The organism is Haloleucobacter albus (assembly GCF_052492075.1).
Genome location: NZ_JBQWAS010000016.1, coordinates 19,230 through 34,541, shown reverse-complemented (window position 1 = coordinate 34,541; position 15,312 = coordinate 19,230). Strand labels below are relative to the sequence as shown.

Here is a 15,312-nt window from a genome sequence, read left to right as displayed (position 1 = left end):
TCGAACGCTGTGACCCAGATTCCCAATACGCCCCGCATCACTCCCGATCTTGTGGCCGAACATGGCCTGAAGCCCGAGGAGTATGAGCACTTCATCAAGCTGATTGGCCGCGAGCCCTCCATTACGGAGCTTGGCATCGTTTCGGCCATGTGGAACGAGCATTGTTCCTATAAATCCTCCAAATTCTGGTTGAAGACGCTGCCGGTTACCGGCCCGCGTGTCATCCAGGGGCCGGGCGAAAATGCCGGCGTGGTGGATATTGGTGATGGCATGGCCGTGGTCTTCAAGATGGAGAGCCACAACCATCCGTCTTTCATCGAGCCTTATCAGGGTGCGGCAACGGGTGTGGGCGGCATTCTGCGTGACGTGTTCACCATGGGGGCGCGCCCTGTTGCAGCGCTGAACGCTCTGCGCTTTGGTGATGTGAGTAATCCGCGCACGCGTCGCCTGCTGTCCGGTGTGGTGGCTGGCATTGGCGGCTATGGCAACTCTTTCGGCGTGCCCACCGTGGGCGGGGCCGTGGGGTTCCACAAACGTTATGATGGCAATATTCTCGTCAACGCCATGGCTGTTGGCCTCGCGAAGACCGATGAAATCTTCTACGCTGCCGCTACGGGCGTAGGCCGGGCCATTGTCTATCTCGGCTCCAAGACGGGGCGTGACGGTATTCACGGCGCAACCATGGCGTCCGCCGAATTTGGCGAGGATGCCGAAGAGAAGCGCCCCACCGTGCAGGTTGGCGACCCCTTTGCCGAAAAGCTGCTTCTTGAGGCGTGCCTTGAAATCATGCAGGCCGGCTGCGTGGTTGCAATTCAGGATATGGGCGCAGCGGGCCTGACCTGTTCGGCTGTGGAAATGGGCGCAAAGGGCGATCTGGGTGTTGAGCTGAATCTGGATGCTGTGCCTTGCCGCGAAACTGGCATGAGCGCCTACGAGATGATGCTTTCTGAAAGCCAGGAGCGCATGCTCATGGTCATTGCAGATGGCAAGGAAGCTGAAGCTGAAGCCATTTTCCGTAAATGGGGCCTGGACTTCGCCATTGTTGGCTACACTACCGATACGCTGCGTTTCGTGGTGAAGCACAAGGGTATGGTGGAAGCCGATCTTCCCATTAAGGAATTGGGCGATGAGGCGCCTGAATATCAGCGTCCCTATATCGAGCCAGTCGCGCGTCCCGTCATTGTGGCAGATGATGTCGAAAGCCCGCTGTCGCTGATGGCTGCGCTGGAGAAGCTCATTGCTTCACCAGATTTGTGCTCCAAACGCTGGGTCTGGGAACAGTATGACCATCTCATTCTCGGCAACACCGTGCAGCGCCCGGGTGGCGATGCTGCTGTGGTGCGTGTGGAGGATGGCCCCAAGGCGCTGGCCATGACGACGGATGTGACGCCGCGCTATTGTGAGGCTGGGCCCTTCGAGGGTGGCAAGCAGGCGGTGGCCGAAGCTTGGCGCAACCTTACTGCTGTGGGCGCTGAACCCTTGGCGGTGACGGATAATCTGAACTTCGGCAACCCCGAGAAGCCCGAGATCATGGGGCAGTTCGTGGCCTGCATCAAGGGGATCGGCGCGGCATGTGAGGCGCTGGCTTTCCCGATCGTCTCCGGCAATGTGAGTCTCTACAATGAGACCAACGGGCAGGGCATTCTGCCGACGCCGGCTATTGGCGGCGTGGGTCTGATCGACAATCTGCACCAGTCCATGACGGTGAACTTCAAGGCTGAGGGAGAAGACATCTTCCTCGTGGGTGAAACGAAGGGTTGGCTGGGGGCTTCGGCTTTTCTTGCGACCGTGTGTGACCGTGAAGAAGGTGCGCCACCGCCTGTGGATCTGGCCGTCGAAAAGCGCAATGGCGATTTCGTTCGGGACCTTATCCGCGGCGGCAAGGTGAGTGCGGTGCATGATCTTTCTGACGGTGGCCTTCTGGTTGCGCTGGCGGAAATGGCCATGGCGGGCAAGATGGGGGCGGAACTTGAATCTGCTCCGGCTGGAAGCAATAGCACCGGCTTCTGGTTCGGTGAGGATCAGGCGCGTTATGTGCTGACGGCTCCTGCCGCGCAGGCTGATGAACTGATGAAGAGCGCTGCGCAGGCCGGTGTTCCTCTGGCGCGGATCGGCCGGACGGGCGGAGATGCCTTGCTGGTGACTGGCGAGGGTTCCGTCTCCATCAGCACCTTGCGCGAGCAGAGTGAGAACTGGTTGCCTAGCTATATGGGCGCTGTCTGAAATCAAGCTGCCTGCGGAGGGGTATGCGACCATGGCGATGGAAGCGCACGACATTGAACGCCTGATTAAGGCCGCTCTGCCGGATGCGCAGGTGGAGATTCAGGACTTGGCTGGTGACGGCGATCATTACGCCGCCACCATCATTTCCGAAGCCTTTCGCGGCAAGAGCCGGGTGCAGCAGCACCAGATGGTTTATGCTGCTTTGCAAGGGAATATGGGGGGCGTGCTGCATGCCCTTGCCCTGCATACCTCCGCCCCCAAGTAAGGCTGATGAACAATGGGTGTCGGGTTGGGCGCAAGCTGTCCAGCCTCCGTGATCGGCCTTGAGTGTCGCAATAAGCTTGCGCTTTCCATAGGGAAGGCCAATCTAGTTGAGAGTGGCTGGCTCCCCGCAGTGGGGCTTGCCTCTTTAAAGTTTTGTTCGGCCCGCAAAAGGGTTGCCATGCCGTTTTTCGGCGCGCCAGACTGGAATTGACCCCATGAGCATTCGCGATCAAATCGATAACGTCGTCAAAGGCAATGATGTCGTTCTTTTCATGAAGGGCACTCCGAACTTTCCGCAATGCGGCTTTTCCGGCCAGGTTGTGCAGATTCTGGACCATGTGGGCGCGCCATTCGTGGGCGTAAATGTGCTGGAGAATGAAGAAGTGCGTCAGGGCATCAAGGATTATGCCAACTGGCCCACGATTCCCCAGCTCTATGTGAAGGGCGAATTTGTCGGCGGTTGCGATATTGTGCGGGAAATGTTCCAGGCAGGTGAATTGCAGACGCTGTTCACCGAGAAGGGCGTTCAACTGCGCGATCCGGCCGCGAACTGATTCATTTGCACGCGGTTCACTTTGCCAGGTGAAGCGGATGAGCGTGCTCAGGAGGTGCTGGTGGCCAGCGATCATTCTGTTTCTACAACCAAGGGCAGTGCACCCTCTTGGCTTTTGAAGGGCCTGCTTGGTCTTGGTCTGCTGGTGGACGGGCTTCTGGTTCTTCTTCTGCTTGGCGTGGTTGAAACCGTGTTGAAGGGCATGGAAACCAGTGTGGGCCTTTACGCTGTTTTCGCTTGGGCCATGGCGCTGGCGATCAGTATTCTGGCACCGCTTTATGGCTTCAGGAAGTGGCGTTCAGGTCAGCGTGGAGCAGCTTTGGCGGGCGTATGGCTGCCAATCCTTGGGCTGCTGGCCGGCGCGGTTTTCGCTATCTGAGCGAGAGCATTTTTTCGATAAAGCCGGTAGCGCATAGACAGGCTGCCGGCTTTTTCATTTCTGGCTGAAGGGAAGGCGCGGAAAGGATGGCGCGAAAGACGCGGGGGTGTTGACGCATCCCGTTCCATCCGGCTTTAACCCCTTCAGAGTTCTGACACAGGTTGCGTTCGCGCGGGCTAACTGGCCTGTCCACCGCGCGTGATGGCATACCCTTTCCGTGGAGCTGAAAGCCCATGCTTGAAAAAGTCTTTGATCCTGCATCCGTGGAAACGCGCATCAGCGCGGCATGGGAGGCCGAGGGGGCTTTCCGTTGCAGTCGTCCGGAGCGGAAGGACAAGCCGGGCTACTCCATCGTAATTCCGCCGCCGAATGTGACTGGCTCCCTGCATATGGGGCATGCCCTCAACAATACGTTGCAGGATATTCTGGCGCGGTTCGAACGGATGCGTGGCAAGGATGTGCTGTGGCAGCCGGGCATGGACCATGCCGGAATCGCCACCCAGATGGTGGTGGAGCGCCAACTGGCCGCTCAGGGCTTGCCGGGCCGCCGCGACATGGGGCGTGAGGCTTTTATCAAGCGGGTGTGGGAATGGAAGGCCGAATCTGGCGGCACCATTGCCGGTCAGCTCAAGCGGCTTGGTGCATCCTGTGACTGGTCGCGCGAGCGCTTCACCATGGATGAGGGGCTCTCCCGCGCTGTGCTCAAGGTGTTTGTGCAGCTCTATCGTGAAGGGCTGATCTACAAGGACAAGCGCCTCGTCAACTGGGACCCCAAGCTCATCACCGCTATTTCAGACCTTGAAGTGGTGCCGGTAGAGATGAAGGGCAATCTCTGGCATCTGCGCTATCCTGTGGAGGGTGAGAAGGGGCGGTTCATCATCGTCGCCACCACGCGCCCGGAAACAATGTTGGGTGATACGGCCGTGGCCGTTCACCCGGACGATGAGCGCTATCAGGACCTGATCGGCAAGAATGTGATTCTGCCGCTGGTGGGGCGTCGCATTCCGATTGTGGCGGATGAATATTCCGACCCTGAAAAGGGCTCCGGCGCGGTGAAGATCACCCCGGCCCATGATTTCAACGATTTTGAGGTGGGCAAGCGCCATGCTCTGCCCATGATTAATGTGCTGGATGCCGAGGCGCGTATCGACATTTCCGCCATTCGCGACGATCAGTCGGATCGCCCGGATGCCTATGTGGAAACGCCGGATGCAGCCGGTGTGCTGGAGCATCTTCAGGGGCAGGATCGTTTCGCCGCCCGCAAGCAGATTGTTGATCTGTTTACCCAGCTTGAACTGCTGGAGACCATCGAGCCGCATGTCCATGTGGTGCCCCATGGTGATCGCTCGAATGTGGTGATTGAGCCATGGCTGACAGACCAGTGGTATGTGGATGCCAAGACTCTTGCCCAGCCGGCGCTGGCTGCGGTGCGTGAGGGGCGCACCAATTTCATACCGAAAAACTGGGAGAAAACATATTTCGAGTGGCTGGAGAATATTCAGCCCTGGTGTGTTTCCCGCCAGCTCTGGTGGGGACACCAGATCCCGGCTTGGTATGACCCCTTTGGTAATGTGTTCGTGGCGCTTGATGAAGATGAAGCCTTCGAGCAGGCCATCGCACACAATGTGGGCAACGAGGCCCTTTCACCTGAAGACGCGGAAGCGCTGATACAGGATAAGGACAGGCGTGCCCAATTCCTCACGCGTGATGAGGATGTGCTGGACACGTGGTTCTCTTCCGCCCTGTGGCCCTTCTCCACGTTGGGCTGGCCGGATGAGACGGCGGAGCTGAAGAAATTCTATCCTACCAGCGTGCTGGTGACGGGCTTTGACATCATCTTCTTCTGGGTCGCCCGAATGATGATGATGGGCATGCACTTCATGGATGGCGAAGTGCCGTTCAAGGATGTCTATATCCACGCCCTCGTCCGTGACGAGAAGGGCGCGAAGATGTCCAAGTCCAAGGGCAATGTCATCGACCCTCTGGATCTGGTGGAGCAGTATGGCGCCGATGCGCTGCGCTTCACACTGGCGGCCATGGCGGCGCAGGGGCGTGATATCAAGCTGGCGACTTCCCGCGTGGAGGGATACCGCAATTTCGCAACCAAGCTGTGGAATGCGGTGCGTTTCGCCGAAATGAATGGTTGCGCGCGGGTGGAGGGCTTCGACCCCGAAAAGGTTGAAAACACCCTCAACCGCTGGATCATCGGAGAAGCTGCCCGCGCGACCCGTGAGGTGACGGAAGCTATTGAGGCTTATCGCTTTAATGATGCTGCCGCAGCCATTTATCGCTTCCTGTGGAATGTGTTCTGCGATTGGCATTTGGAACTGGCCAAGCCGGTGCTGTCCGGGCCGGATGGTTCGGCGAAGGAGGAGACCCGCGCCACCACAGCTTGGGTGCTGGATGTAGCCATGGCGCTTCTGCATCCCTTCATGCCGTTCCTGACCGAAGAGCTCTGGGCTGAAACCGGCAAAGTCGGCCCCGCCCGCAAGAGCCTTCTCGTGCTTTCGGATTGGCCGGATCTGGCTGGTCTGGAAGCGCCCGACGCCGAAGCGGAAGTGGGTTGGGTTGTGGATCTCATTGCTGAAATCCGCTCCGTGAGGGCTGAAATGAATGTGCCCGCCAGCGCCAGGGCTCCTCTGGTTCTGGTGCAGGCCAGCGCAGAAAGCCGGGCACGCGCCAGCGCTTGGGATGAGGCACTGCGTCGTCTTGCCCGCCTCAGTGACATCAGCTTCGCAGAAGCCATGCCTTCTGAAGCGGTGCAGATGGTGGTGCGCGGTGAAGTGGCGGCTCTGCCTTTGGCCGGCGTGGTCGATTTGGCTGCCGAACGGGTTCGCCTCCAGAAGGAGGAGGAGAAGCTGGGGCAGGAAATTTCCCGTATTGATGGCAAGCTGGCCAATGAGAAGTTCGTGGCCCGCGCGCCGGAAGAGGTGGTGGAAGCCGAGCGTGAGAAGCGTGAGGAATATGTGCAGCGCCGTGAAAAGGTGCGCGCGGCCATCACCCAGCTTGGAAGTTGATAGTAATGAAAAGCCCGGCCATTGCGCCGGGCTTTTTGCTTGCAGAGCCTGATGAGGCCCGAGTTGTCGTTCTTCAGGACCGTAGTGAGGAGAGAAAGCAGGGGTAACGGAGATGTCCACACCCGCAACTGAGGCGTTGCGTCATTAACTGGAATTTAAGGTTAATGCTTCTGCGGGGTTGGCGGCGCGCCCATCAGAGGAGAAGTGGAGGCTTGAATTTCCTTGCGATTCCGCTTTTGCATACTCTGCGGGAAGATCTGCATGGTGTTTAGGTGCCGTATCGTTCTGTGACGACAAAGCCACAGGCTCCTCCCAAACCAATAGGTGAGCCTGTCTCCCTCCTCTAAACGCCGTGTTCCCGCCATAAAACAACATGAAACCAGAGGTCGAAACGCGGGCAGCCCGTGACAAGGCATGTGTAGATATGCCAGTCCATTTCCGCTGCTCCGTTCGCGATGGGGTCATGATGCGTAATTGGTTGATGGCCGTAGGGCAGGAGCGGAGAATGGAGCGAGACGTGGCTGCGCATGCAGGCCATGCACCTTCCCCGTGCCGCCATGGTGACGCCGCGCTCAGGCCCTTTCACGGCCCTGATCTTGCCTCCGCAAACTGCGATGGTTCGGTCATCATGTTGGTGAATCATTTGTCTCCCATGCGGCACAACCGCCATGCTTCTGCGGCTTCTCAGCCTCGCTCCCCGCGCGCCGGTTCAGTGCGCTGGCGCGCTGCGAGCCTGCTGTTGGCCGGCATGGTCGGAATATGGGCCAGTGCCTCCCCAACTCATGCCTTTGATGGCACCACATCACAGAATCATGAGCCGCAGTTTCTGACGCCTCCGGCAGATGTGCCGGGAGCGCCTGCGGTTGTGCCAGTGGATGAGGCCTTTCGCACAGGTGCACGGGCACTGCGGTCTGGTGAAACTGCGAAGGGGCTTGATGCCCTGAATTATGCTGCCGCGCAGGGCCATGCCGTGGCGCAATGGAAACTGGGCCGCATTTATGCCGAAGGCGATGGCGTTACACGTGATGATGCCAAGGCCTTCCGCTATTTCAGCAATATCGCCAATTCCCATGCCGAGGATTATCCCGGCACCATGCAGGCGCGTTTTGTCGCCAACGCTTTTGTGGCGCTGGGTTCCTATTATCTGGTGGGCATTCCGGCGGCGGGTATTGCGCCTGATCCCTCTCGCGCGCGGGATATGTTCTCCTACGCTGCATCCTATTTCGGTGATGCGGATGCTCAATATCGCCTGGGGCGTATGTATCTGGAAGGTGTTGGGGGAGGGAGGGATGCCCGCAGCGCCGGGCGTTGGCTGACCCTCTCTGCCCAGAAGGGGCAGTTTGAGGCTCAGGCGCTGTTGGGGGCCTTGCTCTTCCGCGGAGATGAGGGTATCCGGCGCCAACCTGCCCGTGGCTTGATGTGGCTGACCTTGGCGCGGGATGGGGCTGCAAAACCCGAAGACAAATGGGTTGTTGATCTGCACGAAGAGATTTTTGCCGAGGCGACGCGGGAACAACAGGCCCAAGCCTTCAACTATCTGGAACGCTGGCTGCAAACGGCCCGTCGTTGATTTTGGAATGAGCCTTCGCATTCGCAAGATGAAGCGGGGGCCTTCAGGGGCATTTCGTAAAATCGCCCCATGTTTTTCAGTTCAGCAGCTCTGATACTCACTCTGCTTCTGCGGCCTGATATGTCGGGTTGAATGCGTAGATGCGGATTTCAGGCTCCTCAGCGTTTTACCCCTACATTTTGAATGTGTACTGGCGGCTCTTCCGGGGCTCATGGCCATCGGTTTCTTGCAAGCCAGTCTTCCCGGCTGAGTATTGGCGGGGGGGCATGCCCCCAATACGGTTGTTGCCATCACGCCCAGCGACGGGCATCAAAACGGCCCAAGGCTCTACTCGTAGCTGGTAGAAACTTCGGGCTCAGACCAGCCTCATTGTCTGGAGAGCCGTTCAACTCCGGCGGAAGCAACAAAAAAGCCCGAGCACAGGGGAGCTGTGCTCGGGCTTTTTATGGTTTCAGTACGTGGCCTCAGGCGTGGCCGAACACGCGCTGGAAGATGGTATCCACATTCTTGAGATGGTAGCCGAGATCGAATTTCTCGGCGATCTCTTCTTCCGAGAGATATTTGCGGACGTCCGTATCTGCCAGAAGGAAGCTCTGGAAGTCCCCTTCACCACGCCACACCTTCATGGCGTTGCGCTGCACCAAACGGTAGGCATCTTCACGGCTTGCACCCTTCTGGGTCAGGGCCAGCAGCACGCGTTGAGAGTGCATCAGGCCGCCGAGGCGGTCGATATTCTTCTGCATGTTGTCGGTATGGACAACCAGCTTGTCCATCACGCCAGTGAGGCGGGCAAGGGCGAAATCCAGTGTCACAGTGGCGTCAGGGCCGATCATGCGCTCAACGGAGGAGTGGGAGATGTCCCGCTCGTGCCACAGGGCCACATTCTCCATGGCGGGCAGCGCATAGGCGCGCACCATGCGGGCAAGGCCGGTGAGGTTTTCAGTCAGCACCGGGTTGCGCTTGTGCGGCATGGCCGAGGAGCCCTTCTGGGCCTCAGAGAAATACTCTTCCGCCTCAAGCACCTCGGTGCGCTGAAGGTGGCGCACTTCAATGGCGAGACGCTCGACAGAGGAAGCGACCACGCCCAGCGTGGCGAAGAACATGGCGTGCCGGTCACGCGGGATGACCTGGCTGGAAACCGGCTCTATCTTCAGGCCCAGCTTCTGGGCGACATGGGCTTCCACACGCGGATCAATATGGGCAAAGGTGCCCACCGCGCCGGAGATGGCACAGGTGGCCACCTCATCCCGCGCAGCGACAAGGCGGGCGCGGGAACGCTGGAATTCGGCCGCAGCCATGGCCAGCTTCAGGCCAAAAGTGGTGGGCTCGGCATGAATGCCGTGGGAACGGCCAACCGTGGGGGTGAGCTTGAACTCGATGGCGCGGCGTTCCAGCACTTTCAGCAGCGCGTCCACATCAGCGATCAACAGATCGGCGGCGCGGGTGAGCTGCACGGCCAGACAGGTATCCAGCACATCTGAAGAGGTCATGCCCTGATGGACGAAGCGCGCTTCCGGCCCGATGAATTCGGCCAGATGCGTCAGGAAGGCGATGACATCATGCTTCACTTCCCGCTCGATCTCGTCGATGCGGTCAATGTTGAATTCCGCCTTGGAGCCCAGCTCCCAGATTTTGGCCGCCGCTTCCTTGGGGACAATGCCAAGGTCGGCCATTGCTTCGGCGGCATAAGCTTCGATTTCGAACCAGATGCGGAAGCGGCTTTCGGGGGACCAGATGGCGGCCATTTCCGGCCGGCTGTAACGCGGAATCATCGACACTCTCGTCTATCGCGACGCCCGAGGATTAAAGACGCCATTGGCGCTCTAGCAGATCGGGGGGCGAATGAGTAGCACACGGGGCGAAATTCAAGGCCGGAAAGGGCTGGTTGTGTATGTTTCAGCGACCTTTGCGGCGCTCAGCCCCGATCATGATACCGTGTGAGACGGCGTCGCGACCAAATCTGGCCTTCAGTATATCCATGGCATTTTCTGCGGCCTTGCGTCTTTCGGCTCCCTCATCTAGCAGGTCGGCAGGATCAGCCTCAGTCGCCGGAGCCAGTTCGGAAACACCGACGCCGATCAACCGGAAACGTGAGCCATCTACCTCCTTCAACAGCAGGTCATGCGCGGCGCCATAGATGCGGCTGGTGAGGCATGTTGGGTTTTCCAGCGTGCGGGAACGGGTGCGCTGGCGAAAATCGGCCCCTTTCAATTTCAATGTCACTGTGCGCCCGGCAATGTCACCGTGTTTCAGCCGTGCGCTCACTTCTTCCGCAAGTGCATAGAGCTTTTGCTCCAGAGGCCGCAGATCCTTGATGTCCGCTTCAAATGTGGTTTCGGCGGAAACACTTTTGACGGGTCTGTCCGGCGTTACCCTGCGGCGGTCTTCACCTCGGCACAGGCGGGCCAGGCGCAGCCCTTCCATGCCATAGCGACGGGCCAGTTCGGATGAGTCGGCACGCTGGAGATCGGCAATGGTATGGAAGCCATCCCGCGCCAGCTTGGCCCCGAAGGCCGCCCCCACGCCCCACAGAAAGGTGACGGGCCGAGGGGCCAGAAAGCCCGCCGCTTCAGCCTGCCCGAGCACGGAATAGCCGCGCGGCTTATCGAGATCCGAAGCTGTCTTGGCGAGAAACTTGTTGGTTGCCAGACCGACGGAAACCGTGATGCCCACCTGTCGCTCCACCTCTTGCGCAAAACGGGCGAGGGTGCGGGCCGGGCTCAGGCCATGCAGGGCCTGAGTGCCGGTCAGATCCAGAAAGGCTTCGTCGATGGAGAGGGGTTCAACCAGAGGGGTCAGCGCCTGCATCATGGCGCGCACCTCGCGCCCGGCCTTGCGGTATTTATCCATGCTGGGCGGCAACACCACCGCTTCGGGGCACAGCTGCAATGCCTTGAACATCGGCATGGCCGAACGCACCCCCTTGATTCGGGCGATGTAGCAGGCTGTAGAGACCACCCCGCGTTTGCCGCCACCAATGATGAGGGGCACATCCGCCAATGCAGGGTTGTCGCGCTTCTCCACCGAAGCGAAGAAGGCGTCACAATCCACATGCGCTATGGCGAGGCGATCAATTTCCGCATGCCGGACCAGACGCGGGCTGCCGCAATGCGGGCAGCGTGAACCCGCCCCGGTATCACCAAGGCAATCGCGGCAAAAGCCGGGTGCGGGAAGAGATGGACGGATGCGCGTGGTCGTATTCATGAACGTGCGACATATGAAAGGTTCTGCTTCTGTTCATGATAACATGCCGTAGAAAATGTGGCGGATCTTTATCGGGTTCCGCCACATGACTTTCCAGTTCACCGACGATTCGCCGATGCCGCGCCTGTGGAATGTTTCAGTCTGTTCGGGTGATGATGGCATCCGGGTCGAAACCCGGTGCAAGAATTTCATGGGCACCGGCAACATGTTCCGGCTTCAGGCCCTGAGCGCTGGAAAACGCCAGAAGCAGAGTTTCATCGGCGAGAATATAGGCCAGTATGCCGGCTCCGAAATCCTTCTGGGATGCGGATTCGCGTAAGGTTTGCGGGGTCAGCCCCGTCTCCCCCATGAAGCGCACAAGGCGCTCCGGGTCCGCAGCCAGGAAGGTCAGCGCCGTGACGGCCAGCTCGCGGGCGGCGGCCATATGGGCTTCGGGTCTTTTGGAGGTCTCTTTGATGAGCATTTGCGCTTCCGCAAGGAATGGGGTCTAGCTTTTACCATTCCAGCACGTTCGGGGCGCGGTGCGAAGGGTGTACCGGCGCAGACCTTGAAGCAGGGACAGGCCATGGCGAAAACAGTGATGATCGTGGAAGACAATGAGCTGAACATGAAGCTCTTCCACGACCTTCTGGAAGCGCATGGCTACAGGACGGTTGAAACCCGCTCTGGCGTGGAGGCCGTGGAACTGGCACGTGCGCATCGGCCGGATCTCATCATCATGGATATTCAGTTGCCCGAAATCTCGGGGCTGCAAGTAACCAGCAACCTGAAGGCCGACCCGGAGCTAAGGGCGATTCCCGTCGTGGCTGTGACAGCTTTTGCCATGAAGGGCGATGAAGAGCGTATTCGGGCAGGGGGCTGCGAGGCCTATCTTTCCAAGCCTATTTCCGTGATGAAGTTTCTTGAAACCGTGCGGGAATTCACCGGCGGCTGAAGTCGTGCGGCGCTGGCGACGCTTGTCTGGCCATGTGTTTCTTCTTGAAACTGCACCGGAAAGTTGCTTAGAAGCCTTGCTGCCAAAGGCCATGACTCTGAAGAAGCGTTGCGGTATGGTGGTGGCACAGGTGGATTCTGAATGCGGCTTGATCCACCGCATGCGAGCTTCGGATGAGAATAGATCTGCTGCTCCATGCCTTTCAGGTTAGAGACAACCCTGCGGAGTGCTCAGGTCCGCCGCATCTCCTGGGTCCGTAGGGTTTGGCCGGTGGGTCAGAGCTTCGGGCGGCCTCCCCGTGCTCCCCACCGGCCAGCCTTTCCTTCTCATTGCTTTCTTCACATATGCCTTCTTGCCATTGTGGGCGTTCAGCTTGTCGGGGTGCATCTTTGTGGCCGGCTTTGCTCATAAGGCTTTCCGTATTGGAGCAAGGCCATGCGTAAAATGGTGCGCTTGCCAAATGGTGAGCAGGTTCCGGCTCTGGGGCAGGGGAGCTGGAAAATGGGAGAGCGTGCAGATCGCCGGGCCGCGGAAGTAGCAGCTTTGCGTCATGGGCTTGATCTGGGGCTGACCCTGATCGACACCGCCGAGATGTATGGGAAGGCGGGGCTGAATATGTGGCGGGGGAGGCCATTGCAGGCCGCCGGGATGGCGTTTTCCTCGTCAGCAAGGTTTTTATCCGCACAATGCCAGCGCTAGCGGTGTGGTCGCGGCGTGCGAGCGCAGCCTGAAACGGCTCGGTACGGATCGACTGGATCTGTATTTGCTGCATTGGCGTGGAGGTATCGCGCTGGAGGAAACCCTTGAGGGGTTTCAGGCGCTCCAGTCCACAGGCAAGATACGTATGTGGGGCGTCAGCAATTTTGATGTGGCGGATATGGGCGACCTGACCGCAGCTGGCGGGCAAGGCTGCGCCACCAACCAGATTCTCTACAATGTCACCCGTCGCGGGCCGGAGTTTGATTTGTTTCCGATGATGGCCGCAGCAGCCATGCCGGCCATGGCCTACAGCCCATTGGAGCACGCCGGCCTGCCGTCCGGTGGTGTGCTGGAGCAGGTTGCGCGCAAATATAATGTCTCCAGCCTTCAGGTTGCGCTCGCCTGGGTGCTGCGGCGGCCGGACATCATCGCCCTTCCCAAGGCCAGCCAGATCTCTCATGTCAAGGCGAATGCCAAAGCGCGGGAGCTGGTGTTGGATGAAAATGATTTGGCGGCGATAGACAAGGCATTTCCGGCGCCGCGGAACAGGATAGCGCTGGAAATGATCTGAAAGAAGTCGCAGGCGGAGCTTTCAGGGAGCGGCAATTCCGCGAAGAATGAGCCTGTCGCCCCGGAACTCGAACCCATCCAGCCGTCGCAGAAAGCTCATGCCCAGAAGGGAGCTGCGCAATGCGCCAGGCGGAGAAACCAGCGCCGGCACTTGCCGTTCCACAATGCCGCCAACAATGATGTTGTCTAGCACAACAGCTGCGGCTTTCACCCTGCCATTGGCCGTGTCAACGGGAATGTCATAGGTCAGGAACTCCAGCGGCAGCCCCGCTTCGCGGGCATCATCCTGAGTGAGAACGACGGAGGATGCGCCGGTATCCACCAGCATGGCGAGGCCGGCTCCGTTGATGGCGGCATGAACAGAGAAGCTGCCGCTACGCGAACGGGTGATTTCCACCGTCTCCAGTGGCCCGGTGCCGGAACTTACGACATAACCGGGTACAAGCTCTCCCATCACGCGCTCACCCACGGTACGCATCTGATCGCGATAGGTGTAGACCACGGCGAGCAAGGTGGCGATGAGGCACCAGAACAGGGCAGCTTTCAGCGATTCTGTAATGCGGCTGCGCCAGCCACCCCATATGCCTGCGCCAATGAATATGGCGATAGAGAGCAGCACGACCAATTGCCCGAACTGGTCCAGGCCCAACCCGGCGACCTCTCCTTGCTCATGATGGGTGACAAGCAGAACCAACCCGACCAGAAGCCCAAGGAGAAGGACCAGCAGGAGGCGATCTCCGCCGCGCCTCATTGGGCCGAGGCCTTTTCGGCAGCCTGTTCCGCCTTGAGCCGGGCCAGGCGCGCAGGCAGTTCGGCCATGATGCGGCTACGCTCCTCCGGGCTGAAGCTGGACCAGTTGGCAATTTCCATCAGCATGCGTCCGCACGCCGTGCACATGGTGCGGTCATCCGTCAGTTCGCAAATGTTGAGACAGGGGCTTTCAACCGTTTCCGGTGCATATGCGCCTGAAGATGGCATGGCTGGACACCTCCGCTCCATTCATTTCATCAGGCGTAGATAAGCACGGCAAGCAGGAAGGCAATCTCGCTGATCTGCTGGGTTGCCCCGGAAACATCGCCTGTTTGCCCGCCCAGAAGACGGCGGGAAAAGCCGATCATCACATAAAAGGAAAGCACAAGCCCGATCAGGCCGGCAAAGGTGGCGCCGACTCCGAAGAGGGGCACCAGAATGACAGCGACGATCAGGGCTGCCATCAACAGGCAGGCCAGAACAGCTTGGGCCGAAGGCTGGCCGAAGGCCGCAGAGGCACCGTCGGTCCGGGCCGGAGGCAGGGCGCGAAGCAGGGCAATACCCATGGCGCGGGATGCGGCAGCCCCAGCGACAAGCACCAGTCCGGCTCGGACGGGATCACTCGCCACCATCAAGGCTGAAATCGCGCCCAGCCGAAGCAGGAGAGACAGCACAAGCGCCACAGCACCAAAGCTGCCCACGCGGCTGTCGCGCATGATAGCCAGACGCTTTTCCTTGTCCCGGCCACCGCCCCAGCCATCCGCTGTATCCGCCAATCCATCTTCATGGATGGCCCCGCTCGCCAGCACCATCACGCTCAGGGCCAGCGCTGCACACAGAAAAGGTGGAAAGCCCAGCGCAACGGCTGCCACCAGAGTCACGCCGCCCATGGCGCCCATGGCGGCACCAGCCAGAGGAATGGCATAGGCAAGCTGGTCCATATCCGGCGGGCCATAAGCATCCGGCTCATTCGAGCGGGTGGGAATAGGCAGGCGCGAATAGAAGCGCAGAGCTGAAAGCGTGTCCTGGACAATCCGATCCAGCGTCATGAGAGTTCCATCGCGAGTGTAGAAGGGGCAGGGCAGAGCGCATCATGTCATTCTTGCGCAAAATGACATGCCATGAGCTTGCGCGGAAAAATACCCATCC

Annotated in this window: 13 protein-coding genes and 1 pseudogene; 8 read left to right on the top strand and 6 right to left on the bottom strand. The window is 59.6% G+C overall.

The features are described 5' to 3' along the window. The first annotated feature begins 18 nt into the window (after positions 1 to 18). From purL to ACT6QH_RS02265, 6 genes are all read left to right on the top strand, one after another. Positions 19 to 2,223 (top strand): phosphoribosylformylglycinamidine synthase subunit PurL, encoded by a 2,205-nt coding sequence (gene purL / locus ACT6QH_RS02290; protein ID WP_444973218.1) that lies wholly within the window; start codon positions 19 to 21, stop codon positions 2,221 to 2,223. A gap of 31 nt (positions 2,224 to 2,254) precedes the next feature. Next, positions 2,255 to 2,488 (top strand): BolA family protein, encoded by a 234-nt coding sequence (locus ACT6QH_RS02285; RefSeq protein ID WP_444973195.1) that lies wholly within the window; start codon positions 2,255 to 2,257, stop codon positions 2,486 to 2,488. Between the two features lie 214 nt (positions 2,489 to 2,702). Beyond that, the gene (gene grxD, locus ACT6QH_RS02280) at positions 2,703 to 3,041 is read left to right on the top strand and encodes a Grx4 family monothiol glutaredoxin (RefSeq protein ID WP_444973194.1); all 339 of its coding nucleotides are present in this window, start codon (positions 2,703 to 2,705) and stop codon (positions 3,039 to 3,041) included. Between the two features lie 60 nt (positions 3,042 to 3,101). Next, on the top strand, positions 3,102 to 3,419 hold the full coding sequence (locus ACT6QH_RS02275) for a hypothetical protein (protein WP_444973193.1): 318 nt from the start codon (positions 3,102 to 3,104) through the stop codon (positions 3,417 to 3,419). 233 nt (positions 3,420 to 3,652) lie between these two features. Continuing rightward, complete coding sequence (locus ACT6QH_RS02270; RefSeq protein ID WP_444973192.1) at positions 3,653 to 6,436, top strand: valine--tRNA ligase; 2,784 nt, start codon at positions 3,653 to 3,655, stop codon at positions 6,434 to 6,436. A 748-nt stretch (positions 6,437 to 7,184) separates the two neighbouring features. Then, the gene (locus ACT6QH_RS02265; RefSeq protein WP_444973191.1) at positions 7,185 to 8,006 is read left to right on the top strand and encodes a tetratricopeptide repeat protein; all 822 of its coding nucleotides are present in this window, start codon (positions 7,185 to 7,187) and stop codon (positions 8,004 to 8,006) included. A gap of 464 nt (positions 8,007 to 8,470) precedes the next feature. On the opposite strand, the gene purB is transcribed toward ACT6QH_RS02265, so the two are convergent. The 3 genes from purB to ACT6QH_RS02250 form a co-directional block, all read right to left on the bottom strand. Next, positions 8,471 to 9,778, bottom strand: a complete 1,308-nt coding sequence (gene purB, locus ACT6QH_RS02260) for an adenylosuccinate lyase (RefSeq protein ID WP_444973190.1) — start codon at positions 9,776 to 9,778, stop codon at positions 8,471 to 8,473. Positions 9,779 to 9,902: 124 nt separating this feature from the next. Then, positions 9,903 to 11,210 (bottom strand): DNA polymerase IV, encoded by a 1,308-nt coding sequence (locus ACT6QH_RS02255; protein ID WP_444973189.1) that lies wholly within the window; start codon positions 11,208 to 11,210, stop codon positions 9,903 to 9,905. A gap of 136 nt (positions 11,211 to 11,346) precedes the next feature. Beyond that, positions 11,347 to 11,673: a DUF3572 domain-containing protein gene (locus tag ACT6QH_RS02250; RefSeq protein ID WP_444973188.1), complete on the bottom strand. Its 327-nt coding sequence runs from the start codon at positions 11,671 to 11,673 to the stop codon at positions 11,347 to 11,349. Between the two features lie 102 nt (positions 11,674 to 11,775). Between ACT6QH_RS02250 and ACT6QH_RS02245 the strand changes: the two genes are divergently transcribed. Both ACT6QH_RS02245 and ACT6QH_RS02240 read left to right on the top strand, forming a co-directional pair. Next, a complete protein-coding gene (locus ACT6QH_RS02245) occupies positions 11,776 to 12,144 on the top strand; it encodes a response regulator (RefSeq protein WP_444973187.1) in 369 nt (122 codons plus the stop codon). Between the two features lie 435 nt (positions 12,145 to 12,579). Then, a pseudogene (locus ACT6QH_RS02240) lies at positions 12,580 to 13,414 on the top strand (aldo/keto reductase). A 21-nt stretch (positions 13,415 to 13,435) separates the two neighbouring features. On the opposite strand, the gene ACT6QH_RS02235 reads toward ACT6QH_RS02240, so the two are convergent. The 3 genes from ACT6QH_RS02235 to cobS are packed head-to-tail and all read right to left on the bottom strand — an operon-like array spanning position 13,436 to position 15,212. Next, positions 13,436 to 14,164, bottom strand: coding sequence for a retropepsin-like aspartic protease family protein (locus ACT6QH_RS02235; protein WP_444973186.1), 729 nt, complete (start codon positions 14,162 to 14,164; stop codon positions 13,436 to 13,438). Next, complete coding sequence (locus ACT6QH_RS02230) at positions 14,161 to 14,391, bottom strand: DUF1289 domain-containing protein (protein WP_444973185.1); 231 nt, start codon at positions 14,389 to 14,391, stop codon at positions 14,161 to 14,163. Before ACT6QH_RS02230 ends, ACT6QH_RS02235 begins: the two co-directional genes overlap by 4 nt. Positions 14,392 to 14,420: 29 nt before the next feature. Next, the gene (gene cobS / locus ACT6QH_RS02225) at positions 14,421 to 15,212 is read right to left on the bottom strand and encodes an adenosylcobinamide-GDP ribazoletransferase (RefSeq protein ID WP_444973184.1); all 792 of its coding nucleotides are present in this window, start codon (positions 15,210 to 15,212) and stop codon (positions 14,421 to 14,423) included. Positions 15,213 to 15,312: the final 100 nt, after the last annotated feature.